Source organism: Bradyrhizobium sp. SZCCHNR1051 (assembly GCF_032489615.1).
Taxonomy (GTDB): Bacteria; Pseudomonadota; Alphaproteobacteria; order Rhizobiales; family Xanthobacteraceae; genus Bradyrhizobium.
In genome coordinates this window covers 47,788-69,991 of sequence record NZ_JAUEYJ010000023.1, presented here as the reverse complement: position 1 = coordinate 69,991, position 22,204 = coordinate 47,788, and the positions used below count along the sequence as shown (strand labels likewise).

The following is a 22,204-nucleotide window of genomic DNA, read 5'->3' as shown; positions in this document are numbered from 1 at the left end:
GGCGCGCCGCTCAGGCGAAATATCTTTCGAGAATGCCGCGATAGATCTTCGTCAGGGTCGCGATGTCGGCGACCGAGGCGCGCTCGTCGATCTGGTGCATGGTCTGGCCGACCAGGCCGAACTCGATCACCGGGCAGTAGCTCGAAATGAAACGCGCGTCCGAGGTGCCGCCGGTGGTCGACAGCTCCGGCTTGCGCCCCGTCACGCTCTCGATCGCGGCGACGGCGAGGTCGGTGAACGGTCCGGGCTTGGTCAGGAACACGTTGGAGTTCGACGGCAGCCAGTCGATGTGGGCGCGGATGCGGTTGCCACAGGCCTTGGCGAGCCGCTCTTCCACCAGCGCGCGCAGCGTCTCCTGCGTATGGCAGTCATTGTAGCGGATGTTGAACTTCGCCCGCGCCAGGCCCGGGATGACGTTGGTTGCGGTGTTGCCGACATCGACGGTGGTGAATTCGAGATTCGACGGCTGGAACTGCGCGCTGCCATGATCGAGCGGCTCGTCCGACAGTGCGACGATCAGGCGCGAGATGTCCGGCACCGGGTTGGAGGCACGGTGCGGATAGGCGACGTGGCCCTGCTTGCCCTCGACGATCAGGGTGCCGGACTGCGAGCCGCGGCGGCCGATCTTGACGCAGTCGCCCATGACCTCTTGATTGGACGGCTCGCCGAGCACGCAATGGTCGAACCGCTCGCCGCGCTCGGCCGCCCACTGCAACAGCTTGATGGTGCCGTTGACCGAGACGTCCTCTTCGTCGCCAGTGATCAGGAACGAGATCGAGCCTTTTGGCTGTCCGCCGTGATCGCGTAGATAGTCGAGCACGGCCGCAACGCTGCAGGCGATGCCGCCCTTCATGTCGACGGCGCCGCGGCCATAGATGTAGCCGTCCTTCACCTCGCCGGAGAACGCGCCAAGGCTCCACGCCGCTTCATCGCCGGGCGGCACCACGTCGGTGTGGCCGGCGAAGGTGATGTGCGGCCCCTCGGTGCCGATGCGGGCGTAGAGGTTGTCGATATCGGCGGCGCCTGCTTCCGAGAAGGTCACGCGATGGGTCGTGAAGCCGGCCTGTTTCAGCAGGGCCTCGAGCACGCCGAGTGCCCCGGCATCGGCGGGGGTCACTGAGGGACAGCGGATCAGGTCGCGGGTGATGGCGAGGGCATCGGTCATGCCCTCGCTTAACATGGGCGTTCGGGCGGCGGCTAGTGCGGCCGCCCGAGCGCGGACGATCAGTCGCGCAAGAGCTCGTTGATCGAGGTCTTGGAGCGGGTGCGCTCGTCGACCCGCTTGACGATGACGGCGCAGGCGGTGGAGGGGCCGATCTGGCCGTTCTTCATCGGCTTGCCCGGCAGTGCGCCCGGCACAACGACGGCGTATTCCGGCACCTCGCCGACGAACACCTCACCGGTCTCGCGGTCGACGATCTTGGTCGACGCGCCCAGGAACACGCCCATCGACAGCACCGCCCCCTTGCGCACGACCACGCCCTCGGCAACCTCCGAGCGCGCGCCGATGAAGCAGTCATCCTCGATGATCACAGGACCGGCCTGCAGCGGCTCCAGCACGCCGCCGATGCCGACGCCGCCGGAGATGTGCACGCGCTTGCCGATCTGGGCGCAGGAGCCGACCGTCGACCAGGTGTCGACCATGGTGGCTTCGTCGACATAGGCGCCGAGATTGACGAAGGACGGCATCAGCACGACGTTCTTGGCGATGTAGGCCGAGCGGCGCACGATCGCGCCGGGCACGGCGCGGAAGCCGGCATCGCGAAAACGGTTCTCGCCCCAGCCTTCGAACTTCGACGGCACCTTGTCCCACCACGACGCCTGGCCGGGGCCGCCCGGGATCACGCTCATGTCGTTGAGGCGGAACGACAGCAGCACGGCCTTCTTCAGCCACTGGTTGACGCTCCATTTGCCGTCAGTGCCGCGCTCAGCGACCCGGGCCTCGCCCTTGTCGAGCAACTCCAGCGCGCTCTCCACGGCGTCGCGGACCTCGCCCTTGGTCGTGGTCGAGACGCCATCACGGGCATCGAAGGCGCTGTTGATGGTGGATTCCAGGGCGGACAGTGACATCGGTCGATCCTCGCTTGGTCCCTGGGCAGAAAGCCGGGGACGGCCGTGTACGAGCATGGTGGGCAGGGCGGCTTTTTCGGGATTTGGACCCGGAGAGTCAAGGACGCATCGGTGGCGGGGGCCGTCCGCGCGGGAGGTGCGGCTTATCGTGCTCCGTCATTCCGGGTTCGATGCTTCGCATCGCCCCGGAATGACAGTTCAATGCGTGGCGGGTCTCACCCCACCAGCCGCTGCAAGAATCCGGTCAGATCGTCCGTGACATGATCGACATGCGGGTCGTCGCGACCCGCCAGCTCCCAATCCTCGCGCACCACCTCCTTGGTGCCGTCCGGCACCACGAGCACCGTGGTCATGCCGAGGTCGTGCGGCACCACGAGGTTGCGGGAAAGGTCCTCGAACATCGCCGCCCGTGTCGGATCGACGGCATGCAGCTTGAGGAATTTGTCGTAGGTCTCGCGCGCCGGCTTCGGCGTCAGCTCGGCCGCGATGATGTCGAACACGCCATGGAAATGGCCGGCAATGTCGAGCCGCGCCAGCACGGCATCGACATGGTCGACCGAGCCGTTGGTCAGGATCAGCTTGCGTCCGGGCAGCTTCTCGATCGCCGCGCCCATCGCCGGATTCGGCTCCAGCGGCGAATGATCGATCTTGTGCACATAGGCCAGGAAGTCGTCGGCGTGCACGCCGTGCTCGGTCATCATGCCGCGCATCGTCGTGCCATAGCGGCGGTAGTAGTCCTTCTGGATCCGGCGCGCCTCATCCGCGTCGACCTTGAGCCAGTTGGACACGAACTCGCCGATCCTGGCATCGACCTGCTGCCACAGATTGACGTGATGCGGATATAGCGTGTTGTCGAGGTCGAACACCCAGGTGTCGACGTGATCGAAGGCGCGGGGGGATTCTGTCATGTGGGCGTCGGTCCATCCTGCCTTCGGTCATCATGCCCGGCTAGGGCGGCATATTCCGCTGTCGTCCCGGCGAACGCCGGGACCCATACCGCGGAAGCTATCTTGCGGCATGATGGCTGATGCCGATGGCCCAAACCTCGGCCGGTGGTTATGGATCCCGGCGTTCGCCGGGATGACAGCTGTGGGTGTGGTGGCAACGTGGGCAACATCGATATGCCGATCACGGCAGCGCAAAGCGCAGCGTCTTGCCACCGCGGGCGATGTCGACGGCGGTGAAGCCGGTGGCGGTGAAGCCGCGGCTCGGACAGTCGCCCTGCTCGGATGTCTCGAACTTGTTCTCGCGGGTGCAGAGCTGCACCAGCCCGCCCCAGTTCAGCGGCTTGTTCTTCACTTTGATGGTGCGGTTCTCATCGTCGACCGCTTCGGCGAAGCTGTAGACTTTCTTCGGCTGTCCGGCGATGTCCGGATGCAGGCATTTGCCGGCATCGATCCGGTACCAGCCGCGGCTGACCACGGTGCGGCCGTCGTCCGTCGCCACTGCCGCCATCACCTTGTGCGGCGTGTCGTTGCACCAGGTCAGCCCGGTCGGCGCCGGCGTCTGCACCGCCTCCACCATGGTCGCGAAGAAATTCGGCTGCGACACAACGTCGGATGACAGCCCGCGGCTCTTCAGGAACGCGGCGAGCGCGGCCTGGGTCTTCGGCCCGTCAACACCGTCGATCGGCGAGGCGTCATAGCCGGCGATGCCGAGCAGCCGCTGGATGCCGGCGAGCCGCGCCTGCTCGTCGTCATATTCGGCGCTCTCGGCGAGGTAGGCGATCAGGGTGCCGTCGTCGGCCTTGGTCGGCGTCACCTGCGTGAACGGCGCCGGCGTCTGCCCGGTGCGGCACTGCCGGGCGGCTGCGATGACGAAATTGTCGGTCGCGACGCACAGCGGGTCATTGCCGTTCGCGGCGATCGGCGACGCGCCGTACAGGCTGAGCGCGCGCGCATGCAGCAGGATGCGATCGGCGGTCATCGTCCCCTGCAGCACCACGCGGCAGGTCGACGGATCGAGCCGGAACCAGCCGCGCGTCGCTGTCGCGGCCTTCTCGTCGATGCCGATCGCGGCCTCGACGACGTAGCTCATGCGGTTGCAGAGCTTGAGGTCGGCGCGAGCGGGGGTGGCCGCGACGAGAAGGGTAAGGAGGATCGTAGACAGGGCGAGGAAGAGGCGAGTCGTGAGGGGCATTGCAGGCCCGCATATCCCCACATCGTCATGCCCGGGCTTGACCCGCCTGCGCGGCCGAAGCCGCTTCGGCGCGGCGGAGGCCCGGGCATCCACGTCTCTCTCTCCGACTTCGCCGAACGACGTGGATGGCCGGGCTGTCTGCATTGCGAAGACGCGCTCCGCGCTTTCGCCCGGCCATGACGGAGAGAGATGGTCGCGCCTGCTCACTTGTGGATCAGCGTGCCCGTGCCCTGGTTGGTGAACAGCTCGAGCAGCACGGCGTGCTGCACCTTGCCGTCCAGGATGACGACGCCCTGCACGCCCTGCTCGAGTGCGTAGATGCAGGTCTCGACCTTCGGGATCATGCCGCCGGAGATGGTGCCATCGGCGATCAGCTTGCGCGCGTCCTTCACCGACAATTCCGGGATCAGCTTCTTCGACTTGTCGAGCACGCCGGGCACGTCGGTGAGCAGCAAGAGGCGCTTGGCCTTCAGCGCACCGGCCACAGCCCCGGCGAACGTATCGGCATTCACGTTGAAGGTCTGGCCTTCCTTCGAGGTTGCCAGCGGCGCGAGGATCGGGATCAGCTCGTAGCCGATCAGCTGATTCAGCAGCGTCAGATCGACCTTGTCCGGCTCGCCGACGAAGCCGAGATCGACCACCTTCTCGATGTGACTGTCGGGATCGACCATGGTGCGGGTCGCCTTGACCGCGCGCACCATGTTGCCGTCCTTGCCGCACAGCCCGACGGCCTTGCCGCCGGCCTCGTTGATGTAGCCGACCAGCTGCTTGTTGATGGAGCCGGCCAGCACCATCTCGACGATCTCGATGGTTGCGGCATCGGTGATGCGCAGGCCGGCGGCGAATTCGGAGACGATGCCGAGGCGCTTGAGCATGGTCGCGATCTGCGGTCCGCCGCCGTGCACCACCACCGGATTGATGGCGGTCTGCTCGAGCAGCACGATGTCGCGCGCGAACGCTTTCGCGGTGTCCTCGTCACCCATGGCGTGGCCGCCATATTTGATGACGATGGTCTCGTCGTCATACTCCTGCATGTGCGGGAGCGCTTCGGACAGGATGCGGGCCTGATCGAGCGGGCTGATGGTGGTCGCGTCGGTCATGTCTGGGAGGTCTCGGCTGTCGGGGGCGTCGCGCCGCGTTCTAGCCGATTGCCGCCCGCGGCGCAAAGCGCCGGATCACGCCCGCCGCGGCCACAGCGCGCAGACCGCGAGTGCGAGCCAGCTCGCGATCTGCAAGCTACCGCCGATCGGCGCCGCGAACGGAAACAGCCGATCGCCGGTGAACTGCCGCATCAGGAGGTCGCCGGCGAACAGGGCCGGGCCGAGCACGAAGCCGATCGCCGTGATCAGGCCGATGCGCCGATGAACCACGCCGCGCTCTGCCAGCGCGATGGTGCCGAGCAGGGCGCAGGCGTGGAACAGCAGCATGGTGGAGGCGGTCGCGAGCCGCGATGCGTCAGGGTCGTGCGCGGCCTTGGCCGCCAGCGCGACGCCCGTGGCGCCCATCAGCCCGGCCATTGCGACCAGGATTCGCCACGGCGTCATCATGTGCTCCGCTCTTCCAGCAGCCGCACCATGGCGGCACGCAGCTCCGGCATGCCGGTGCCGGATCGTGACGACGTCGCCAGCACCTGAGGAAACGCCGCCGGATGCTTGGCGAGCGCGGCCTCGGTCTCGGCGATCCGGCTTGCGAGCTCAGCCGGCTTGATCTGGTCGGCCTTGGTCAGGACGAGCTGATAGCTGACGGCGGACCTGTCGAGCGTTTTGAGAATCTCCTGATCGACCTCCTTCAGCCCATGACGGGCATCGATCAGCACATAGACGCGGGCGAGCGAGGCGCGGCCGAGCAGGAATTTGTGGATCAGCTCGGTCCAGGACGCGACCTTGGTCTTCGCCGCGGCGGCATATCCATAGCCGGGCATGTCGACCAGCCGCAGCGGCGCATGCTCGGGCCCCTCGAAGAAGATCAGCTCCTGGGTGCGGCCCGGCGTATGCGAGGTGCGCGCCAGCGCGTTCTGGCCGGTCAGTGCGTTGATCAGGCTGGACTTGCCGACATTGGAGCGGCCGGCGAAGGCGACTTCGAGGCTTCCCATCGGCGGCAGGCTCTCGATCGAGGGCGAGGCGTGGGTGAAGCGCCACGATTGAGCGAACAGCTTGCGGCCTTTTTCGATCAGGCGCTCGTCGGTGTCGTGGCTGGTGGTCATGACAAGGCCTCGCTCTTCGTCATGGCCGGGCTTGGCCCGGGCATCCACGCCCATTGCGCGGGATATCAAAACGTGGATGGCCGGGACAAGCCCGGCCATGACGGTAGACGGTTCGTTGCTTCAGCGGCTCACGCCGCCTTACTCGTCACGCTACTTTTTTTTTGAACGTGCCGCGGATGTTGTCGAACAGCTCCACCTTCACGCCGTTGCGGCGCATGATGAAGCCCTGCTGCAGCACCGACAGCGTGTTGTTCCAGGCCCAGTAGATCACGAGGCCGGCCGGGAAGCCGGCGAGCATGAAGGTGAAGATCAGCGGCATCCAGTTGAAGATCATCGCCTGGGTCGGGTCCGGCGGCGTCGGGTTCAGCTTCATCTGGAACCACATCGTGATGCCCATGATGATCGGCCAGATGCCGAGCGCCAGGTAGTGGCCGAACAGCGGCAGCTGGGTCGGGTCGAACGGGATCAGGCCGAACAGCGTGAACAGATTGGTCGGATCCGGCGCCGACAGGTCCTTGATCCAGCCATAGAACGGCGCATGCCGCATCTCGATGGTGACGAACAGCACCTTGTAGAGCGAGAAGAACACCGGGATCTGCAGCACGACCGGAAGACAGCCGGCGACCGGGTTGATCTTCTCCTTCTTGTAGATCTCCATCATCTCCTGCTGCTGCTTCATCCGGTCGTCCGGATAGCGCTCCTTGAGCGCCTGGAGCTGCGGCTGGATCGCCTTCATCTTCGCCATCGAGGCGTAGGACTTGTTGGCGAGCGGGAAGAACAGGAGCTTCACCAGCACCGTCACCAGCAGGATCGAGATGCCGAAATTGCCGAAGAAGCGGAAGAAGAAATCCAGCGCCAGGAACATCGGCTTGGTCAGGAAGTAGAACCAGCCCCAGTCGATCAGGAGATCGAAATGGTTCAGCCCGAGCTGCTGGTTGTAGCCGCCGAGGCCGCCGATCGGGAAGTTGATGCCGACGACGCCGGCCTCCTTGGCGCCGGCGAACAGCCGCGTGGAGACGCTGGCCGAGCCGCCGGCCGGTACCGTCTGCGGGGTCTCGACATAGTCCGTCTGGTAGCGATGCTGGTTGTCGACCAGCTTCGACGAATAGTTCGCCTGCAGGCGGGCATCCGTCATCGGCAGCAGCGCGGCCGCCCAATATTTGTCGGTGATGCCGAGCCAGCCATTGGTGACGTCGAACTTCGCCGCCTTCTCGTCGTCCATCTTCTTGTAGGTGAATTCCTGCAGGCCCTTTTCGCCGAGATAGCCGATCAGGCCTTCATGCAGGATGTAATAGCCCGAGACTTGCGGCGTGCCATGACGCGAGATCAGGCCGTAGGGATACAGCGTCACCGGCGCATTGCCGGCGTTGGTGACGTCGTCCTTGATGGTGAAGAGATAGTGGTCGTCCACGGAAATGGTGCGCTGGAAGGTCAGGCCGTCGCCGTTGGTGAAGGTCAGCTTCACCGGGGTCGAGGGCGTCAGCGCGTTGGAGCCGTCCTGCTGCCACATCGTGCTCTGGTCCGGCACCTGCACCTTGGCGCCGGCGGCGTTGACCCAGCCGAACTCGGCGTAATAGGGCTCGGCGGTGTTGGACGGCGAGAACAGCACGATCGCCGGCGATTTCGGATCGACCGTCTCGCGGTACTTCACGAAAGCCAGATCGTCGATGCGCGCGCCCTTCAGCGAGATGCTGCCGGTCAGCCGCGGCGTGTCGATCTTGACGCGCGGGGTGGCGGCGATGGCGGTGTCGCGCGGCATCACGCCTGTGCTGATCACGGCCCCGCCCGGTGCGCTCGGGCTGCCGGTTGCGGAAGCGCCCGGCTGCGGGGTGGCAGACGGAGCGGTGCTGTCGGGCTGCGTTGCCGGCGCCTGCTTCTTGGCGAGCTCGGCCTGCAGTTGGGCCTGCGCGCGCTGCTTCTCCATCTGCGGTCCGTTGTAGAAGACCTGCCACAGGATCAGCACGAGGCCGGACAGAATGACGGCGAGGATGGTGTTGCGATTGTCGGTCATCGTTTTCTTATCGTCTCGTCGTTCAATCCGGTTTGCGGGAATGCGCGTCCGGTGCGGGAGCGTTTGGCTTGTCCGCATCCGACGGCTTGCGCGGCTGCGGCTTGGCCTGCGGCCGGTCGAGGCGGCGGAGCGTCGCCTGGAGGTCGGCGAGCATGGTCGAGAAGTCGCGTGACAGGGCATCCCGCCGGCCGACCAGCACGTAATCACTGTGCGGCCGCATCGACAGGGGATCGAGCCGTTTCACAAGCTCGCGCAACCGCCGACGGATGCGATTACGCTCCGTGGCGGTGCCATTCTTCTTGGTGACGGTAAAGCCGATCCGGATCGGGCCCTGGTCCGGCCGTTCCCGGCGCTGGACCCCGAAGGCAGGGCTGTTCGCCCGCACGCCATCGGCAACGGCGAGGAAGTCCGCCCGCTGCCGCAGCCGATCCATGATGGAAATCTCCGGGACAGACGCCCTGGCTTCAGGCGCTGAGACGCTTGCGGCCCCGGGCGCGACGCGCGGCAAGGACCTTGCGGCCGCCGGTGGTGGCGAGACGGGCGCGGAAGCCGTGACGGCGCTTGCGCACCAGTTTGCTGGGTTGATAAGTCCGCTTCACGGGTCGTTCTCCGCTGCCGGGCAATTTGCCAGTTGACAACTTGCCTGCTTGAAATGTCGATTGATGTCCGGTGATGCTTCCGGGCCCGAAATGGACCGCTGCCGGCCCTGAAATCGAGCCGCTCCCGGGCGGGCCGGGTCATCGCGGACGGTTGGCGCGGCTTATAAGGGAGCGTCCCGCCTTCGTCAATCGCGGCAAGGCGTCCTAGGCGGTGCAGGCGATCGACGGCGCCGAGATCTCGTAAAGACCTTCGTCACCGGCCGTGGGTCGGCGTGGCGAATGAGACGAAGCAAGACGAGAACGTAAGACCCTGGGCGCAAGACGAGGGCAAGAATAGCCTCGGCACGGCGGGGTTGAAGACGTCAGAGGTCGTGCAGTTTTGGGTTCCATTATGAACGATTTGGAAACCGGAACATGAGCGATCCGTAATTTGACCGGACTCCGGTGCAGTCCCATCTTGCGGTCCCGTAAGGGTGGGGGTGTCTCTTACAAGGGCGATACGTGACCGAGAGCGACAACCAGCCAATCCTGGAGCGCCTGCGACCGAAAAGGTCGCGCCGGCTCGGCTTGTCTGGAAAGCTGCTGCTGTTGACCATTCCGCTGGTGATGATCGCGGAGGTGCTGATCTACGTGCCGGCGATCGCCAATTTCTGGACCAACCGGCTCAACGATCGCCTGGCGGCCGCCAATACCGCTGCGCTGGTGCTTGATGCCGCGCCGTCCGGCATGGTGCCGGATTCGCTGGCGCGGCAGATCCTCACCTCCATCAACGCGCGCGGCGTCGCCATCAAGATGGGCCAGCAGCGCCGCCTGCTCGCCAGCGCCGACCTGCCCGCCTCGATCGACCACGACTTCGACATGCGCGACATGACGGTGTGGTCGTCGATCGTGAACTCGCTGACGATGATGACAGAGACCGGCGAGCACACCATGCGCGTGATCGGGCCGTCGCCGGGCCGCGCCCAGTTCATCGAGGTCGTGACCGACGAGAAGCCGTTGCGCAAGGCGATGTATCGCTTCTCGCGCAATCTGCTCGGCGTGTCACTGCTGCTGGCGGTGCTGACCGCGGCGCTGGTCTATCTTGCTCTGCATTTCCTGTTCGTGCGGCCAATGCGGCGCCTCACCGCGAGCCTCGTCGGCTTCCACGAAAATCCGGAGAGCGTGGCGCGAATCATCGTGCCGAGCCAGCGTTCCGACGAGATCGGCGTCGCCGAGCGCGAGCTCGCCGACATGCAGCGCGACCTCGTCTCGATGCTGCATCAGAAGAGCCGGCTCGCCGCCCTCGGCCTCGCCGTGTCCAAGATCAACCATGACCTCCGCAACCTGCTGGCCTCGTCGCAACTGCTGTCGGACCAGCTCGCCAGCGTTCCCGATCCGCGGGTGCAGCGCTTCGCGCCGAAGCTGATGCGCTCGCTGGAGCGCGCCATCGCGTTCTGCCAGTCGACGCTGTCCTACGGCAAGGTGCAGGAGCCGGCGCCGGACCGCCGCATGGTGGCGGTCGAGCAGGTGGTGGCGGAGGTGCGGGAGACCGCTGGCCTGTCGCCGGATGCCTCGATCACGTGGATCGCGGCGATCGAGCGCGGGCTGAAGATCGATGCTGATCCGGACCAGCTGTTCCGCGTGCTGCTCAACTTGGTGCGCAATGCCGCCCAGGCCTTGGACAGCCTCGCGGCGGATGCCGGCGTGCGCCAGATCCGCATCACCGGCCGCCGCGAGGGCGGGGTGGCGATCCTGGAGGTCTCGGACACGGGTCCCGGCGTCCCGGCGAAGGTGCGAGAGCACCTGTTCGAGGCCTTCCGTGGTGCCGGTCGTCCGGGCGGCTCGGGGCTGGGCCTTGCGATCGCGGCCGAGCTGGTCCGGGCCCACGATGGCGACATCCAGCTGGTCGAAGGGACCCTGGGGGCCACCTTCCGAATCACGATTCCCGACCGCCCTGTCGAGCTGCAGACCTTCTGGACCGAGCGCGCCAGCGCCTGAACCGGACCGGCCTCACCTGCCATTCCGGGGCGATGCCGCAGGCGTCGAGCCCGGAACTCCGGGCGTGCCGGAACGAAGCCCGTCCGCTCCGGCCCTACCGAACCGCGCCAGCGCGTCTGCGGAAAAATGGTCGCAAATTGTCCCGCTCCAGCCTTGCCAAGCGGTCTCCGAGCCGTTAGTCAGAGGCCCTTCGCGAGGCCTGCCGGCATTTGCCGCCCCGGCCTTCCGGGATCCGGCCCCTGGCCCGGAGCCTGCCAAACGCGAAAAACGCGCCCGTAGCTCAGCTGGATAGAGCATCAGACTACGAATCTGAGGGTCGGACGTTCGAATCGTTCCGGGCGCGCCATTTAAATCAATGACTTAGCTAAAAATCACCGTTTGAGATTTGAAAACTAAAACGGTTTTTCAAACGGTTTTGGTGTGCGACATGCATGCTTGTGGACGGTGCCGCTCCTGGCAAAGGATTGCATCCAGATCGGAGAATTAACGGGAGTTCGAATTCCACTCTCTCCGCCAGTGCCTCTGAGGTCCTATAAATCATCGAAGCCGTCGAGATGGCTATGGCGTGGCCGAAGCCACGCGTTCGAGAAGAGCCAATAGCCCGCGGAGAATTTCGAGCGGAGCGGGCGGGCACCCCGGGACATGCAGATCGACCGGCACGACCTCTCCCGCGCCCCCCACCACGGCATAGCTGCCGGCGAAGCACCCGCCGTCGCGGGCGCAGTCGCCCACGGCCACGACCCACTTCGGATTTGGCGTTGCGTTGTAGGTCCGCTCCAGCGCCATGCGCATGTTCTTCGTCACCGGCCCAGTCACCAGCAGCACGTCCGCGTGGCGCGGTGAGGCGACGAAGCGGAGGCCGAAGCGTTCGAGATCGTAATAGGCGTTGTTGAGCGCATGAATTTCCAGCTCGCAGCCGTTGCAGGAGCCGGCGTCGACCTCGCGGATCGACAGCGACCGGCCAAGGCGCCGGCGGGCCGCCCGCTCCAGCGCAGCGCCCACTTCTGCAAGTGCCCGGTCGTCGGCCGACGGCGCCGGCTCCGTCAACGGCATCTGCACGAGACTCTGGAACAGCAGCTTTCTCATCTGGATGGACGTCCCTAGAGGTCGTGGCCCGAGTAGGAGCAGTTGAACGATTTGTTGCAGAGCGGGAAATCGGCAACGATGTTGTCTTGGATCGCGGCCTCCAGCAGCGGCCACTGGAACCAGGAAGGGTCACGCAGATGGCAGTGCGCAATGCTGTTGTCGGCATTGAGCCTGAGCCAGACCAGGATGTCGCCGCGAAAACCCTCCACCAGCGCCATGCCCTCGCGAACCTCGCCGGCCATGGGCAGATCGATCCGCAACTCGCCCTGCGGCATCCGCTCCAGCAATTGGGTGACGAGCCCTAGACTCTGCTCGATCTCGCGAACGCGAATCCACACCCGCGCGTTGACGTCGCCGGCCTCAAGCACAGGAATCTCGAAGGCGAGCTTGTCATAGGGCGCGTAGGCAAGATGCTTGCGTGCGTCGAAGGCGCGGCCCGATGCGCGGCCGATGAAGCCGCCGGGCGCGTATTGACGGGCGAGATCGGCCTTCACCGTGCCCGTGGTGACGGTGCGATCCTGGAGCGAGGCCGTGTTGTCGTAGAGTTCGACCAGGGCCGGGAAGCGTGTCTGGATATCGCTCACCAGCGATCGGATCGCCTGGATGCCATCCTGGTTGATATCGGTCGCAACGCCGCCGGGCAGGATCAAGTCGCGCATCAGGCGGTGCCCGAAAACATTGCCCGCGCCGCGCAGCACCTTCTCGCGCAACACGCCGCAATGGGCCAGCATCAGGGCGAAGGAAGCATCGTTGCAGATTGCGCCGAAATCGCCGAGATGATTGGCGAGACGTTCCAGCTCCGCCATCAGCGCGCGCAGATGGTGCGCACGCAGCGGAACTTCCACCCCCAACGCGGCCTCCACCGCGCGCGCGAAGGCCAGTCCGTAGGCGACTGTGCTGTCACCGGAGGCGCGAGCTGCGAGCTTGCCCGCCTTCGCAAGGTTCGCGCCCGCAATCAGGCCTTCGATACCCTTGTGCACATAGCCGAGCCGAGGCTCTAACCGCACCACGGTCTCGCCGTTGGCTGTGAAGCGGAAGTGGCCGGGCTCGATGATGCCGGCATGGACCGGGCCGACCGGAATCTGATGCAGGCCGTCGCCTTCGACGGGAAGGAACGCATAGGTCTTGTCGATCGGCGTCGGCTCGGCCTTCGCAGCGAGCGGATGCCGCAGGCCCCAATTGCCGTGATCGAGCCAGGCGCGCGGGTCCGGCAGGCCTTGCGGCTCCAGGCCGCGGAGATCGCGGATGGTCCGCTCCAGCCGAAGTGCCGGTGGATGGTGCAGACCGACCGACGGATAGCGGCGGGTCGGGCAATCGAGCGTGATGATGCCGACCACAGTCTTCGGCGCATCGAGCAGCGCCATGTGAACGCGATCCGCCTCGCCCCAAAGGCCGAGCAGTTCCCAGTCGGCGCCGGCAAGTCCCGCGATCGCCTCGTTCCAGGTCGCGACGCCGACGACGGCGCGCGGCCAGGGACAGGGGCTCGATGCAAGCTCGCCTTGGCGCAGGAGTTCGTCGAGGCCCATTGCGATCACCCCAGAATATCGGCGACGTGCCGGAACCACGTGACCAGCGTGGGCGGGAGGAAGATTCCGGCGATCAGCACGAGACCGAAATGCACGATCATCGGCATGTAGGAGGCATCCGATGGTGCAGTGCTCCCGGTCGGCACGCCAAAGGCGATACCGTTGAGATGATAGAACAGCGCGCCGAGCGCGAGCAGGATGCCGAACACGAGCGGGATGGCAAGCAGTGGCTCGCGCGCGAAGGTCGAGGTCACGACCAGGAATTCGCTCATGAAGACGCCGAACGGCGGCAATCCGGCGATGGCCACGACACCGATCACGAGGCTCCAGCCGAGCGCCGGATGGGTCGCGGTCAGGCCGCGGATATCGGCGATCTTCTGCGTGTCCTTGATCTGCGCGACATGGCCAACGGCAAAGAAGATTCCCGACTTGGTAAGGCTGTGCATCACCATGTGCAGCAGCCCGGCAAAATTGGCGACCGGGCCGCCCATCCCGAAGGCAAAGGTGATGATCCCCATGTGCTCGATCGAGGAATAGGCGAACAGGCGTTTGATGTCGCGCCGCCGGTAGAGCATGAAGGCGGCGAACACCAGCGACACCAGACCGAGTGTTACCATCAGGGGTCCAGGAGCCACCGCGCTCGGATTGGCTGCCAGCACGATCTTGAAACGAAGCACTGCGTAGAGTGCGACGTTGAGCAGGAGGCCGGACAACACCGCGGAGATCGGCGTCGGCCCTTCCGCATGCGCATCCGGCAACCAGGCGTGCAGCGGCGCCAACCCCACCTTGGTGCCGTAGCCGAGCAGCAGGAATATGAAGGCGACGTTGATCAGCGCCGGATCGAACTGCGAGGCATGCGCGACCAGCACCGTCCAAACCATGCCGTTGATGCCTTCGCCCACCACGGGGAGCGCAGCCATGTAGACCAGGATGGTGCCGAACAGCGCGAGCCCGATGCCGACGCTGCCGAGAATGAAATATTTCCAGGCGGCTTCGAGCGCTTCATGGGTGCGGTAGATGCCGACCATCAGCACGGTCGTCAGCGTCGCCAGTTCGATGCCGACCCACATCAAGCCGATATTGTTGGCGGTCAGCGCGAGATTCATCCCGCCCATCATGACCTGGAACATGGCGTGGTAGAAACGCAAGTATGCAGGCGTCAGCCGCCCGGTCGCCAGCTCGTGGCCGATATAGCTTGCCGAAAACACGCTGGTGGTGAAGCCGACGAAGGTATTGAGCACGATGAACGCGATGTTGAGTTCATCGACGAACAGGTAAGAGCCGGGCTGGATGTGATCGGCGAAGAACATCGAGAGCGAGGCCGCGAAGGTCAACCCCGACGCCAGCACGTTGAGGCGCGCGGACAGCCGATAGCCGGGAAGCAGGGCCAGCACAGCGGCCGAGACGACCGGAATGACGGTGACGAGGACGACGCCCTCGTTGGTGGACAACATCATCGGCGCTCTCCGCGAAAGCGATCCAGCGCCTGGACATCGACGGTATCGAAGCGCTCGCGGATCCGGAACAGGAAGACGCCGATCACGAAGAAGGCGATCAGGATCGAGAAGGCGACGCTGATCTCGACCACCAGCGGCATGCCGCGCGCGCCGGTGCCCGCGAGCACCAGCCCGTTTTCAAGCGACATGAAGCCGACCACCTGGCTCACGGCGTTACGCCGGCTCACCATCATCAACAGACCGAGCAGTACGACCGACAGCGCGAAGGCGAGGTCCTCGCGCGCGAGCGGATCGGCGGCGGGGGTGACCTTCAGCATGACCGTCATCGAGAGCGCGACCAGTCCCATGCCGGTCAGCATGGTCGTTCCGGAACCGATCACGGTTTCGATCTCGCGATGGATGCCGAGCCGCTGGATGATGCGATGCAGTCCGACCGGCACGACCACGGCCTTGAAGACCAGCGCGATCATGGCGGTGACATAGAGATGCGGCGCGCTCTGGACGTGGGCCTGCCAGGCGACCGACATCGCGAGCAGCACGGCCTGGAGCGCAAAGGCGTTGAGCAGGGCATAGAGCCGGTGCTGTGTGATCATCAGGAAGCTGACCAGCAACAGGCTGCCCGCCAACAGGTGCGCGACGTCGAATGTCAGTCCGTGCGCCATTGCTAGAGGCTCCTCGATACGAACAACAGCAGCGTGCCGAGCAGGCCGAGCATCAAGGCAGCGCCGACGAAATCCGGTAGGCGGAACACCCTCATCTTCGCAATGGCGGTCTCGAACACGCCGAGCAGAAAGCCGAACACAGTGAGCTTGGCGAGATAGCCGGTGAATCCGGTCAGATGGCTTGCGGTGCTCGCGCTGGGCGCAGCCAGCGTCCACGGCACGAAGATGCAGCCGATCAGCGAGATGTAGAGCAGCAGCTTGACCGCGGCCGCGAGTTCGATCATGGCGAGGTGGCGACCTGAATATTCCAGCACCATGGCTTCATGCACCATGGTGAGTTCGAGATGGGTCGCCGGGTTGTCGACCGGAACGCGGCCGTTTTCGGCGATGGCGACGATGATCAGCCCGACCATCGCAAGGCCCAGCGAGACACGCAGGCCGACGCCCGAGGCGAGCAGATCGGCCACGGCCGAGAGCTGCGTCGAGTGCGCAACCAGCGCCATGGTGAAGACGACCAGCAGCATGGCCGGCTCGGCGAGCGAGGCGATCATCATTTCCCGGCTCGCCCCGATGCCGCCGAAGGCGGTGCCGATATCCATGCCGGCGAGCGCGAGGAAAAACCGCGCGCTGGCGAGCAGCGCGATGATGGCGATGAGGTCCGCGGACCAGCTGAACAGCAAACCCTTGGCGAAGGTCGGCACCAGCGCGGCGGCGACCCAGGTCGCCGCGAAGATCAGATAGGGCGCGACGCGGAATATCCACGAGGCATTGTCCGCGACCACGACCTCCTTCTTCAGGAGCCGTAGGATATCGCGATAGGGCTGCACGATCGGCGGGCCGCGGCGGCGCTGGAGGCGCGCCTTCACCTTGCGGATGAAGCCGGTCAGCAGCGGCGCCGCCAGCAGCACCAGCATCATCTGCGAGACCTGAACGAGAAGGGCGGAGATCAGCTCCATATCGCCAGCACCAGCAAGAGCAGCACGAGGGAGAGGAAGACAAGGCTGAGGTATCGGCGGATGGTGAGGAATTGCAGTTTGTTGAGCTGGAGCGCGGCGCGTTCGACGGCGCCGGCAAACGGCTCGTAGAGCCAGTCCCACACCGGATCGGCGATCGTCAGCGTGAAGCGGGCGGCGCGTGTGTCGCCGGGCGCGGGCATGGTGACCTCTTCACTCGTGACAGGAGTCCGCGCTAGGAACACGCGGCGGATAGGCTGGGCAAAGCTCGAGCCGGAATATTGCGTCAGCGGACTGGGATCGGGAAAGCCGCAATCCCATGCCGGGCCGCGGCGGATCGCGTGCGAGGCGAAGCGGTGGATGGCCCACACCGCCAGCAGCGCGGACGTGGTGATGAAGAGAAAGACGAGCAAGCCGTTATAGGAGCTGCCGGTTTCGGCCTCCGGCACGATCGTGAGCCAGGGCCGGCTCCCCTGCGGCGTCAGCGCCGTGCCGGCAAGCTGGTGCGTGATCGGGGCGATGGCATCGATGATGAAGCCCGGAACGATGCCGGTGATCAGGCAGAGCAAGGCAAGTGTCGCCATGGCCGAGAGCGAGAAGCGGTCCACCTCCGCTGCTTGTCCCGCTTCCGTGCTGCGTGGACGGCCGAGGAAGGTGATACCGAAGGCCTTGACGAAGGTCGCGCCCGCCAGCGCTGCTGCGAGCGCGAGCAGGCCGCCTGCCGCCGGGACCATGACCTTCAGCAACCATCGCGCCAGGTCGGGACTCTGAAGCACGGCCTGGAAGGTTAGCCATTCCGATACGAAACCGTTCAGTGGCGGCAGCGCCGAGATCGCCATGCAGCCGACCAGGAACAGGAAGCTCGTCACCGGCATGCGGTGGATCAATCCGCCGAGACGATCCATGTCGCGCTCGCCGGTTGCGGTCAGCACCGCGCCGGCGCCGAAGAACAGCAGGCTCTTGAAGAGGGAATGGTTGAGCACGTGCAACAAGGCCGCCGTTATGGCCAGCGCGGCCGCCGCATTCATGCCGTCGGCTCGGAACGACAGCGCGAGGCCGAGCCCGATGAAGACGATGCCGATATTTTCAATGGTCGAATAGGCGAGCAGCCGCTTGGCGTCGTCCTGCATCAGGGCCTGCAACACGCCGAGGACTGCGCTCAGGCTGCCGATCGCGAGCAGCAGCGCGCCCGACCACCAGGGCAGGTCGCCGGCAAGGTCGAACACGATGCGGATGAAGGCGTAGATTGCGACCTTCGTCATCACGCCGCTCATCAGAGCCGAAACGTGACTTGGCGCCGCCGGATGCGCAAGCGGCAGCCAGGCATGCAGCGGCACCAGCCCGGCCTTGGATCCTGCACCGATCAGGACCAGCACGAGGACCATCGCAGCCGTCAGCGGCGTTCGCACGCCATGTCTGATCGTCTCGAAGTCGTAACTGCCGCCCGGCCCGGCGAGCAGGCCGAGGGCGAGCAGGAGCGCGAGCGTGCCGAGGCTCGCCATGATCAGATACACGTAGCCGGCGCGCATGTTCTCGGGATCGCGATGATGCGCGATTACGAGCGCCCAGGAGGCCAGTGACATGAACTCCCAGGACAACAGATAGCTGAAGGCATCAGCCGCCAGCAGGACCAGATTCATTCCGGCGAGGAAGGCCGGAAAGAACGGCAGCACGCGATGCGGCTCCTCCGCGTGCGCGCCGTAGCCGAGCGCGTAGAGACTTGCCACGGCGCCGCCGATATTCACGACAACGAGAAAAAAGGCCGAGAGCGCATCGATCGCGAAGTGTGCGCCGATCCAGGGCAGGCCGAGCGGCAGAACGAGGTCAGTCGGAGCGCCGGCATGGCCGGCAAGCGCGAGAAGCGAAAAAGCCGTCGCCGCGCTGCACAGCGCCAGCATGGCGCCGTAGATGATGCGAGTCGCCGCATACTTGTGCGAGATGGCTACCGCCAACAGCGCAACCCCCAACATCGCCGCTGCGCAGAGCATGAGGAATGCAACGACACTCATCTGAATTGGATCCTATGCCCTTTTCGCCATACCCTTCACGTGGCGCGAGTCGGAGAGTGCGGGCTCCTTGAGCCGGACTCCGCGCCCTCCGGTCTGACTGGCTGCTCCGTCGCCGATCAGTTCGATGCCGCTCTGGATCAGCGCCTCGATCAATTTCATCAAGGAATCGACGTTGCCGCGCACGACGCCTTCGCTTGCTTCCATACGCTGGATCGTGGGGACCGAAAGGCCAGACAGTTCGGCAAGCTGGCGCTGGTCGATGTCAAGAAGCGCCCTGGCCGCGCGGAGCTGTGCTGCGGTGATCATCGTCGAGATGCCAGTACTGATATTTTGTGCATCAATACTGCACGTAAAAGTGCTAGCTGTTCGATCAATTATACCAATGAAGTTGTTTTGTATAGCCATATTGATGTTCGAGACCTCATTTGCCGAGGACTTTGTCCCAGGCGTCAACGCATTGGAGGGTGCGTATTGCAGGCCGCCATTGATCGACTCGCTTGATGGATTTTCGGCGATGATGGATTATCGGCGGAACAGGTCGTTGTCGGGGGCGAAACCCTATTCTCCGGCCGTAGCTCAATCGGTGGGTTTGGGTCGGGGAAGAACGAAAATGCGTTCTCTTTCAATGGAGATTGACTGATACTCTCTCCGCCACAGGGGAGCTTGTGCCGTCATCTATGCAGAAGAGCGGATCGCTACACGCGTTTCGCGCGTCTAGGAGCCGACACTAAGCACCTCTCTCCCACGGAGCGCGCTCTTGCTATTCCGCGATCGCTGACTTCAGCCCTTGTTGCCCGCGAATGTCGTCAGCGATAACATTCGCACGTGGGTTGAGAAGTTGCGAGTTGGTGGATTTCAGCCACCGACGGATACTTGGGCTATTCGCATTCGATGCCGCAAATACCGTACTGCTGATCGCTTGTTGTTGGCGTCGTAGGTGATCCTCCAGCAGCTTAGGGCGAGTGATGTAGCCTGCGTTCACGCCGGGAATTGCGTGGTTCATCAGCAGCTTCGCATCGAACTCCGACACGCCGGCTGCGGCGGCGATGGTGCGAAAGCTCTGCCGTAGATCGTTACCCCATTTCGACAGCGTGGCCCGATCTTCTTTCTGCTCGACGATGTGCCCCGACACGCTGTCGGCCGGGAATATCCATTGGCGGGCATGCGACGGATGCACCTGATGTCCGAAACGCATGACTCGGATCAGGCAGCGGATCATTTCCCGAGATAGAGGATGTCGAAGGCCCGCTTCGCGCAGCCCTTGGGCTTGGGAATGTGCAGGATCCGTCTCTTGAAATCGATATTGCCCGGAGTGGTTTCCTGCAACGCGGTGGGCCGACATCCCGAAAGCAGCGTGAAGAGATGGAATTCACGGCGGATCGGATTGTCCAAAGCCGACAATTCGGAAAACCAGGCCCTCAGATCACCGGGCCCCATTCCGGTGTCGCGTCGCTTCTCTCCATTCCAGTCGATAGCCCCGACGGGATTATCGGGCGGCAAGGTCTTGTTGGCTTTTCGGGCGTGGGAATAGATGGCCCGGAGAGTGCGCATGCTTCCATTCGCAATATATGGCCCGTTCTCCTTGGTGATTTCGTCATGTCTCTCGACCACCTTTGCAGGGTGGCGGCCCAAATCTTCCAATGGCGTATCGAGCCATTTGATGAAGATTCGTTCCACGTGATCCCGATAGCTCTCGATTGTGCGCTCGCTACGGCCTTTCCTAATCATGTGGGCGTCGCGATATCGCTCCCACGCTTGCCTGAGCGTGATGCCGCCGGATTGATGCGCGGTCGGGCTATCCCCGCTGGCCGCGACGCGACTCGGTTTCGACCCGGCCTTGGGATGCTGACCCCGGCTTATCTGAGCAAGATATTCCTTGGCAGTCGCTCGGGCCGTCCTTGTCGAGAGTTCTTTGACGTCGCCGATTGCGACCGGATCGACGTCGCTCGCTTGCCGTCCTCGCGAAGGTCGCCTTGGACGGTAAAGGTTCGTTTCCGCTTTCCGACGACGACGAAGAAGCCCTTCAGTTCGGTGTCGCGCGCCAGATACCAGCCCTTCCTCGGGGTCGGCAGGCGAGCGATTTCTTTGTCGGTCAGCAGGAGGCGGACATCGGCCATCGGAGCGCTCCGAAACAAAAACGGTTTTTCAAACGATTTTAGCAAATCGGGGAGTTCGACGGTTCGACCCCGACCTTGTAGGAGGATGTGCGATAAAAGGCTCGAAATTAAGGACTTTTGCGTCTATCGTTGCGCTGTGGCGTACAGTCGGATAGCGTGGCGAAGCAATGCTTTTGAACTACGAATCTGAGGGTCGGACGTTCGAATCGTTCCGGGCGCGCCATTTGCCGATGAACCACAGCACGTTCAATTCGCACGTCCATCACTTCCGGTCGATGCGTCGATTGGCGGATCTCGGTTGCGCAGGAGAACAATCTTGAGTCGCTTCTGGTCAGAGCTCGTTCATGGGCTGTCGCCCTATGTGCCTGGCGAGCAGCCGCAGATCCCGGGCCTGGTCAAGCTCAACACCAATGAGAGCCCGTTCGGGCCGTCGCCGAAGGCGATCGAGGCCATACGGGCCGCCGCTGCCGACACCTTGCGGCTCTATCCAGATCCCCAGGCAACGCGGCTGCGCGAGGTGCTCGCGGCCTATCACAAGGTCTCACCCGAGCAGGTGTTCGTCGGCAACGGCTCGGACGAGGTGCTCGCGCATACCTTTGCGGCGCTCCTGAAGCAAGCTGCGCCGCTGCTGTTCCCTGACGTGACCTACAGCTTCTATCCGGTCTACTGCCGGCTGCTCGGAATCGATTACGCGACCGTTCCGCTCGATGCCGAGATGCGCGTGCGTATCGACGATTATGTCGACCGCCCCGGCCCCGTGATCGTGGCCAATCCGAATGCGCCGACCGGAATTGCGCTGTCGCGTGCCGAGATCGCACGGTTGGCTGCTGCCCACAGCGATGTGGCCGTCGTCATCGACGAGGCCTATGTCGATTTCGGCGCCGAGACTGCGATCCCTTTGATCTCCGAGCATCCCAACCTGCTGGTGGTGCAGACGATGTCGAAATCGCGTGCGCTGGCCGGGCTGCGCGTCGGCTACGCGATCGGCGCCGCCGGCCTGATCGAAGGCCTGACGCGGGTCAAGGACAGCTTCAACTCCTACCCGCTCGGTCGGCCCGCCCAGGCCGGCGCGATCGCCTCGATCGAGGACGACGCGTATTTCCAACAGGCGCGCTCGGTCATCGTGAAGAACCGCGCCGACCTCACCGCCGCGCTGGCCCGTCTCGGCTTCGAGGTCCTGCCGTCCAGCGCCAATTTCGTCTTCGTCCGTCATCCTGATCATTCCGGCCAGGCGCTGGCCACGGCCTTGCGTCAGCGCGCCGTGCTCGTCCGCCATTTCACCGCCCCGCGGATCGCGGACTATCTGCGTATCACCATCGGCTCGGAGACGGAGCTCGCGCGGCTGACGGACGCGCTGCGCGAGGTGTTGGCGCAGAATGGTTGAGAGTTGTGGCT

The 22,204-nt window shown here is 64.6% G+C and carries 19 protein-coding genes, 2 tRNA genes and 1 pseudogene; 4 read left to right on the top strand and 18 right to left on the bottom strand.

The annotated features are described in order from the left end of the window. Positions 1–10: 10 nt before the first annotated feature. The 10 genes from dapE to rpmH all read right to left on the bottom strand — a co-directional run bounded on the left by dapE (position 11) and on the right by rpmH (position 9,022). Entirely contained in the window at positions 11–1,165 is a 1,155-nt protein-coding gene (dapE, locus tag QW868_RS26085) for a succinyl-diaminopimelate desuccinylase (protein ID WP_316231872.1), read from the bottom strand. A 59-nt stretch (positions 1,166–1,224) separates the two neighbouring features. Then, on the bottom strand, positions 1,225–2,070 hold the full coding sequence (gene dapD / locus QW868_RS26080; RefSeq protein ID WP_315775602.1) for a 2,3,4,5-tetrahydropyridine-2,6-dicarboxylate N-succinyltransferase: 846 nt from the start codon (positions 2,068–2,070) through the stop codon (positions 1,225–1,227). Between the two features lie 215 nt (positions 2,071–2,285). Further along, the gene (locus tag QW868_RS26075; RefSeq protein WP_316163406.1) at positions 2,286–2,978 is read right to left on the bottom strand and encodes a pyrimidine 5'-nucleotidase; all 693 of its coding nucleotides are present in this window, start codon (positions 2,976–2,978) and stop codon (positions 2,286–2,288) included. 220 nt (positions 2,979–3,198) lie between these two features. Continuing rightward, complete coding sequence (locus QW868_RS26070) at positions 3,199–4,209, bottom strand: DUF1036 domain-containing protein (RefSeq protein ID WP_316231871.1); 1,011 nt, start codon at positions 4,207–4,209, stop codon at positions 3,199–3,201. 203 nt (positions 4,210–4,412) lie between these two features. Further along, the gene (argB, locus tag QW868_RS26065) at positions 4,413–5,309 is read right to left on the bottom strand and encodes an acetylglutamate kinase (protein ID WP_012047096.1); all 897 of its coding nucleotides are present in this window, start codon (positions 5,307–5,309) and stop codon (positions 4,413–4,415) included. Positions 5,310–5,384: 75 nt separating this feature from the next. Then, positions 5,385–5,756, bottom strand: coding sequence for a DUF423 domain-containing protein (locus QW868_RS26060; RefSeq protein WP_316231870.1), 372 nt, complete (start codon positions 5,754–5,756; stop codon positions 5,385–5,387). Further along, positions 5,753–6,412 (bottom strand): ribosome biogenesis GTP-binding protein YihA/YsxC, encoded by a 660-nt coding sequence (gene yihA, locus QW868_RS26055; RefSeq protein WP_316231869.1) that lies wholly within the window; start codon positions 6,410–6,412, stop codon positions 5,753–5,755. Before yihA ends, QW868_RS26060 begins: the two co-directional genes overlap by 4 nt. A gap of 145 nt (positions 6,413–6,557) precedes the next feature. Then, on the bottom strand, positions 6,558–8,423 hold the full coding sequence (gene yidC / locus QW868_RS26050) for a membrane protein insertase YidC (protein ID WP_315775597.1): 1,866 nt from the start codon (positions 8,421–8,423) through the stop codon (positions 6,558–6,560). Positions 8,424–8,445: 22 nt separating this feature from the next. Next, positions 8,446–8,856, bottom strand: coding sequence for a ribonuclease P protein component (gene rnpA, locus QW868_RS26045; protein WP_315775596.1), 411 nt, complete (start codon positions 8,854–8,856; stop codon positions 8,446–8,448). 31 nt (positions 8,857–8,887) lie between these two features. Continuing rightward, the gene (gene rpmH / locus QW868_RS26040) at positions 8,888–9,022 is read right to left on the bottom strand and encodes a 50S ribosomal protein L34 (protein WP_006609582.1); all 135 of its coding nucleotides are present in this window, start codon (positions 9,020–9,022) and stop codon (positions 8,888–8,890) included. Between the two features lie 501 nt (positions 9,023–9,523). On the opposite strand from rpmH, the gene QW868_RS26035 reads away from it, so the two are divergent. Together QW868_RS26035 and QW868_RS26030 are read left to right on the top strand one after the other, a co-directional pair. Further along, a complete protein-coding gene (locus QW868_RS26035; protein ID WP_316231868.1) occupies positions 9,524–10,999 on the top strand; it encodes a HAMP domain-containing sensor histidine kinase in 1,476 nt (491 codons plus the stop codon). A 269-nt stretch (positions 11,000–11,268) separates the two neighbouring features. Next, positions 11,269–11,345: transfer RNA gene (locus QW868_RS26030), tRNA-Arg, on the top strand. Positions 11,346–11,557: 212 nt separating this feature from the next. On the opposite strand, the gene QW868_RS26025 is transcribed toward QW868_RS26030, so the two are convergent. The 8 genes and pseudogenes from QW868_RS26025 to QW868_RS25990 form a co-directional block, all read right to left on the bottom strand. Then, entirely contained in the window at positions 11,558–12,085 is a 528-nt protein-coding gene (locus tag QW868_RS26025) for an NADH-quinone oxidoreductase subunit B family protein (RefSeq protein ID WP_316231867.1), read from the bottom strand. A gap of 14 nt (positions 12,086–12,099) precedes the next feature. Further along, positions 12,100–13,611, bottom strand: coding sequence for an NADH-quinone oxidoreductase subunit C (locus QW868_RS26020; protein WP_316231866.1), 1,512 nt, complete (start codon positions 13,609–13,611; stop codon positions 12,100–12,102). A 5-nt stretch (positions 13,612–13,616) separates the two neighbouring features. Next, entirely contained in the window at positions 13,617–15,065 is a 1,449-nt protein-coding gene (locus tag QW868_RS26015) for a hydrogenase 4 subunit F (protein ID WP_315735705.1), read from the bottom strand. Next, the gene (locus QW868_RS26010; RefSeq protein WP_315734917.1) at positions 15,065–15,730 is read right to left on the bottom strand and encodes a hydrogenase-4 component E; all 666 of its coding nucleotides are present in this window, start codon (positions 15,728–15,730) and stop codon (positions 15,065–15,067) included. Before QW868_RS26010 ends, QW868_RS26015 begins: the two co-directional genes overlap by 1 nt. A 2-nt stretch (positions 15,731–15,732) precedes the next feature. Continuing rightward, on the bottom strand, positions 15,733–16,686 hold the full coding sequence (locus QW868_RS26005; protein ID WP_316231865.1) for a respiratory chain complex I subunit 1 family protein: 954 nt from the start codon (positions 16,684–16,686) through the stop codon (positions 15,733–15,735). Continuing rightward, on the bottom strand, positions 16,677–18,692 hold the full coding sequence (gene hyfB / locus QW868_RS26000) for a hydrogenase 4 subunit B (RefSeq protein WP_316231864.1): 2,016 nt from the start codon (positions 18,690–18,692) through the stop codon (positions 16,677–16,679). Before hyfB ends, QW868_RS26005 begins: the two co-directional genes overlap by 10 nt. A 12-nt stretch (positions 18,693–18,704) precedes the next feature. Then, positions 18,705–18,998: a helix-turn-helix domain-containing protein gene (locus tag QW868_RS25995; protein ID WP_315773686.1), complete on the bottom strand. Its 294-nt coding sequence runs from the start codon at positions 18,996–18,998 to the stop codon at positions 18,705–18,707. A 454-nt stretch (positions 18,999–19,452) separates the two neighbouring features. Further along, positions 19,453–20,809 (bottom strand): annotated as a pseudogene (locus QW868_RS25990) (tyrosine-type recombinase/integrase). Between the two features lie 154 nt (positions 20,810–20,963). On the opposite strand from QW868_RS25990, the gene QW868_RS25985 reads away from it, so the two are divergent. Both QW868_RS25985 and hisC read left to right on the top strand, forming a co-directional pair. After that, positions 20,964–21,032: transfer RNA gene (locus tag QW868_RS25985), tRNA-Arg, on the top strand. A gap of 93 nt (positions 21,033–21,125) precedes the next feature. Next, entirely contained in the window at positions 21,126–22,193 is a 1,068-nt protein-coding gene (gene hisC, locus QW868_RS25980; RefSeq protein ID WP_316231863.1) for a histidinol-phosphate transaminase, read from the top strand. The last annotated feature ends 11 nt before the right edge of the window (positions 22,194–22,204 follow it).

Bases quoted from the DNA above. Each gene is read 5' to 3' on its own strand.
- QW868_RS26060 (WP_316231870.1), bottom strand. From the start codon at position 5,756: ATGATGACGCCGTGGCGAATCCTGGTCGCAATGGCCGGGCTGATGGGC.
- QW868_RS26005 (WP_316231865.1), bottom strand. From the start codon at position 16,686: ATGGAGCTGATCTCCGCCCTTCTCGTTCAGGTCTCGCAGATGATGCTG.
- dapE (WP_316231872.1), bottom strand. From the start codon at position 1,165: ATGACCGATGCCCTCGCCATCACCCGCGACCTGATCCGCTGTCCCTCA.
- QW868_RS25995 (WP_315773686.1), bottom strand. From the start codon at position 18,998: ATGATCACCGCAGCACAGCTCCGCGCGGCCAGGGCGCTTCTTGACATC.
- QW868_RS26075 (WP_316163406.1), bottom strand. From the start codon at position 2,978: ATGACAGAATCCCCCCGCGCCTTCGATCACGTCGACACCTGGGTGTTC.
- QW868_RS26025 (WP_316231867.1), bottom strand. From the start codon at position 12,085: ATGAGAAAGCTGCTGTTCCAGAGTCTCGTGCAGATGCCGTTGACGGAG.
- hyfB (WP_316231864.1), bottom strand. From the start codon at position 18,692: ATGAGTGTCGTTGCATTCCTCATGCTCTGCGCAGCGGCGATGTTGGGG.
- dapD (WP_315775602.1), bottom strand. From the start codon at position 2,070: ATGTCACTGTCCGCCCTGGAATCCACCATCAACAGCGCCTTCGATGCC.
- rnpA (WP_315775596.1), bottom strand. From the start codon at position 8,856: ATGGATCGGCTGCGGCAGCGGGCGGACTTCCTCGCCGTTGCCGATGGC.
- yidC (WP_315775597.1), bottom strand. From the start codon at position 8,423: ATGACCGACAATCGCAACACCATCCTCGCCGTCATTCTGTCCGGCCTC.
- QW868_RS26015 (WP_315735705.1), bottom strand. From the start codon at position 15,065: ATGTTGTCCACCAACGAGGGCGTCGTCCTCGTCACCGTCATTCCGGTC.
- QW868_RS26020 (WP_316231866.1), bottom strand. From the start codon at position 13,611: ATGGGCCTCGACGAACTCCTGCGCCAAGGCGAGCTTGCATCGAGCCCC.
- QW868_RS26010 (WP_315734917.1), bottom strand. From the start codon at position 15,730: ATGGCGCACGGACTGACATTCGACGTCGCGCACCTGTTGGCGGGCAGC.
- argB (WP_012047096.1), bottom strand. From the start codon at position 5,309: ATGACCGACGCGACCACCATCAGCCCGCTCGATCAGGCCCGCATCCTG.
- QW868_RS26070 (WP_316231871.1), bottom strand. From the start codon at position 4,209: ATGCCCCTCACGACTCGCCTCTTCCTCGCCCTGTCTACGATCCTCCTT.
- yihA (WP_316231869.1), bottom strand. From the start codon at position 6,412: ATGACCACCAGCCACGACACCGACGAGCGCCTGATCGAAAAAGGCCGC.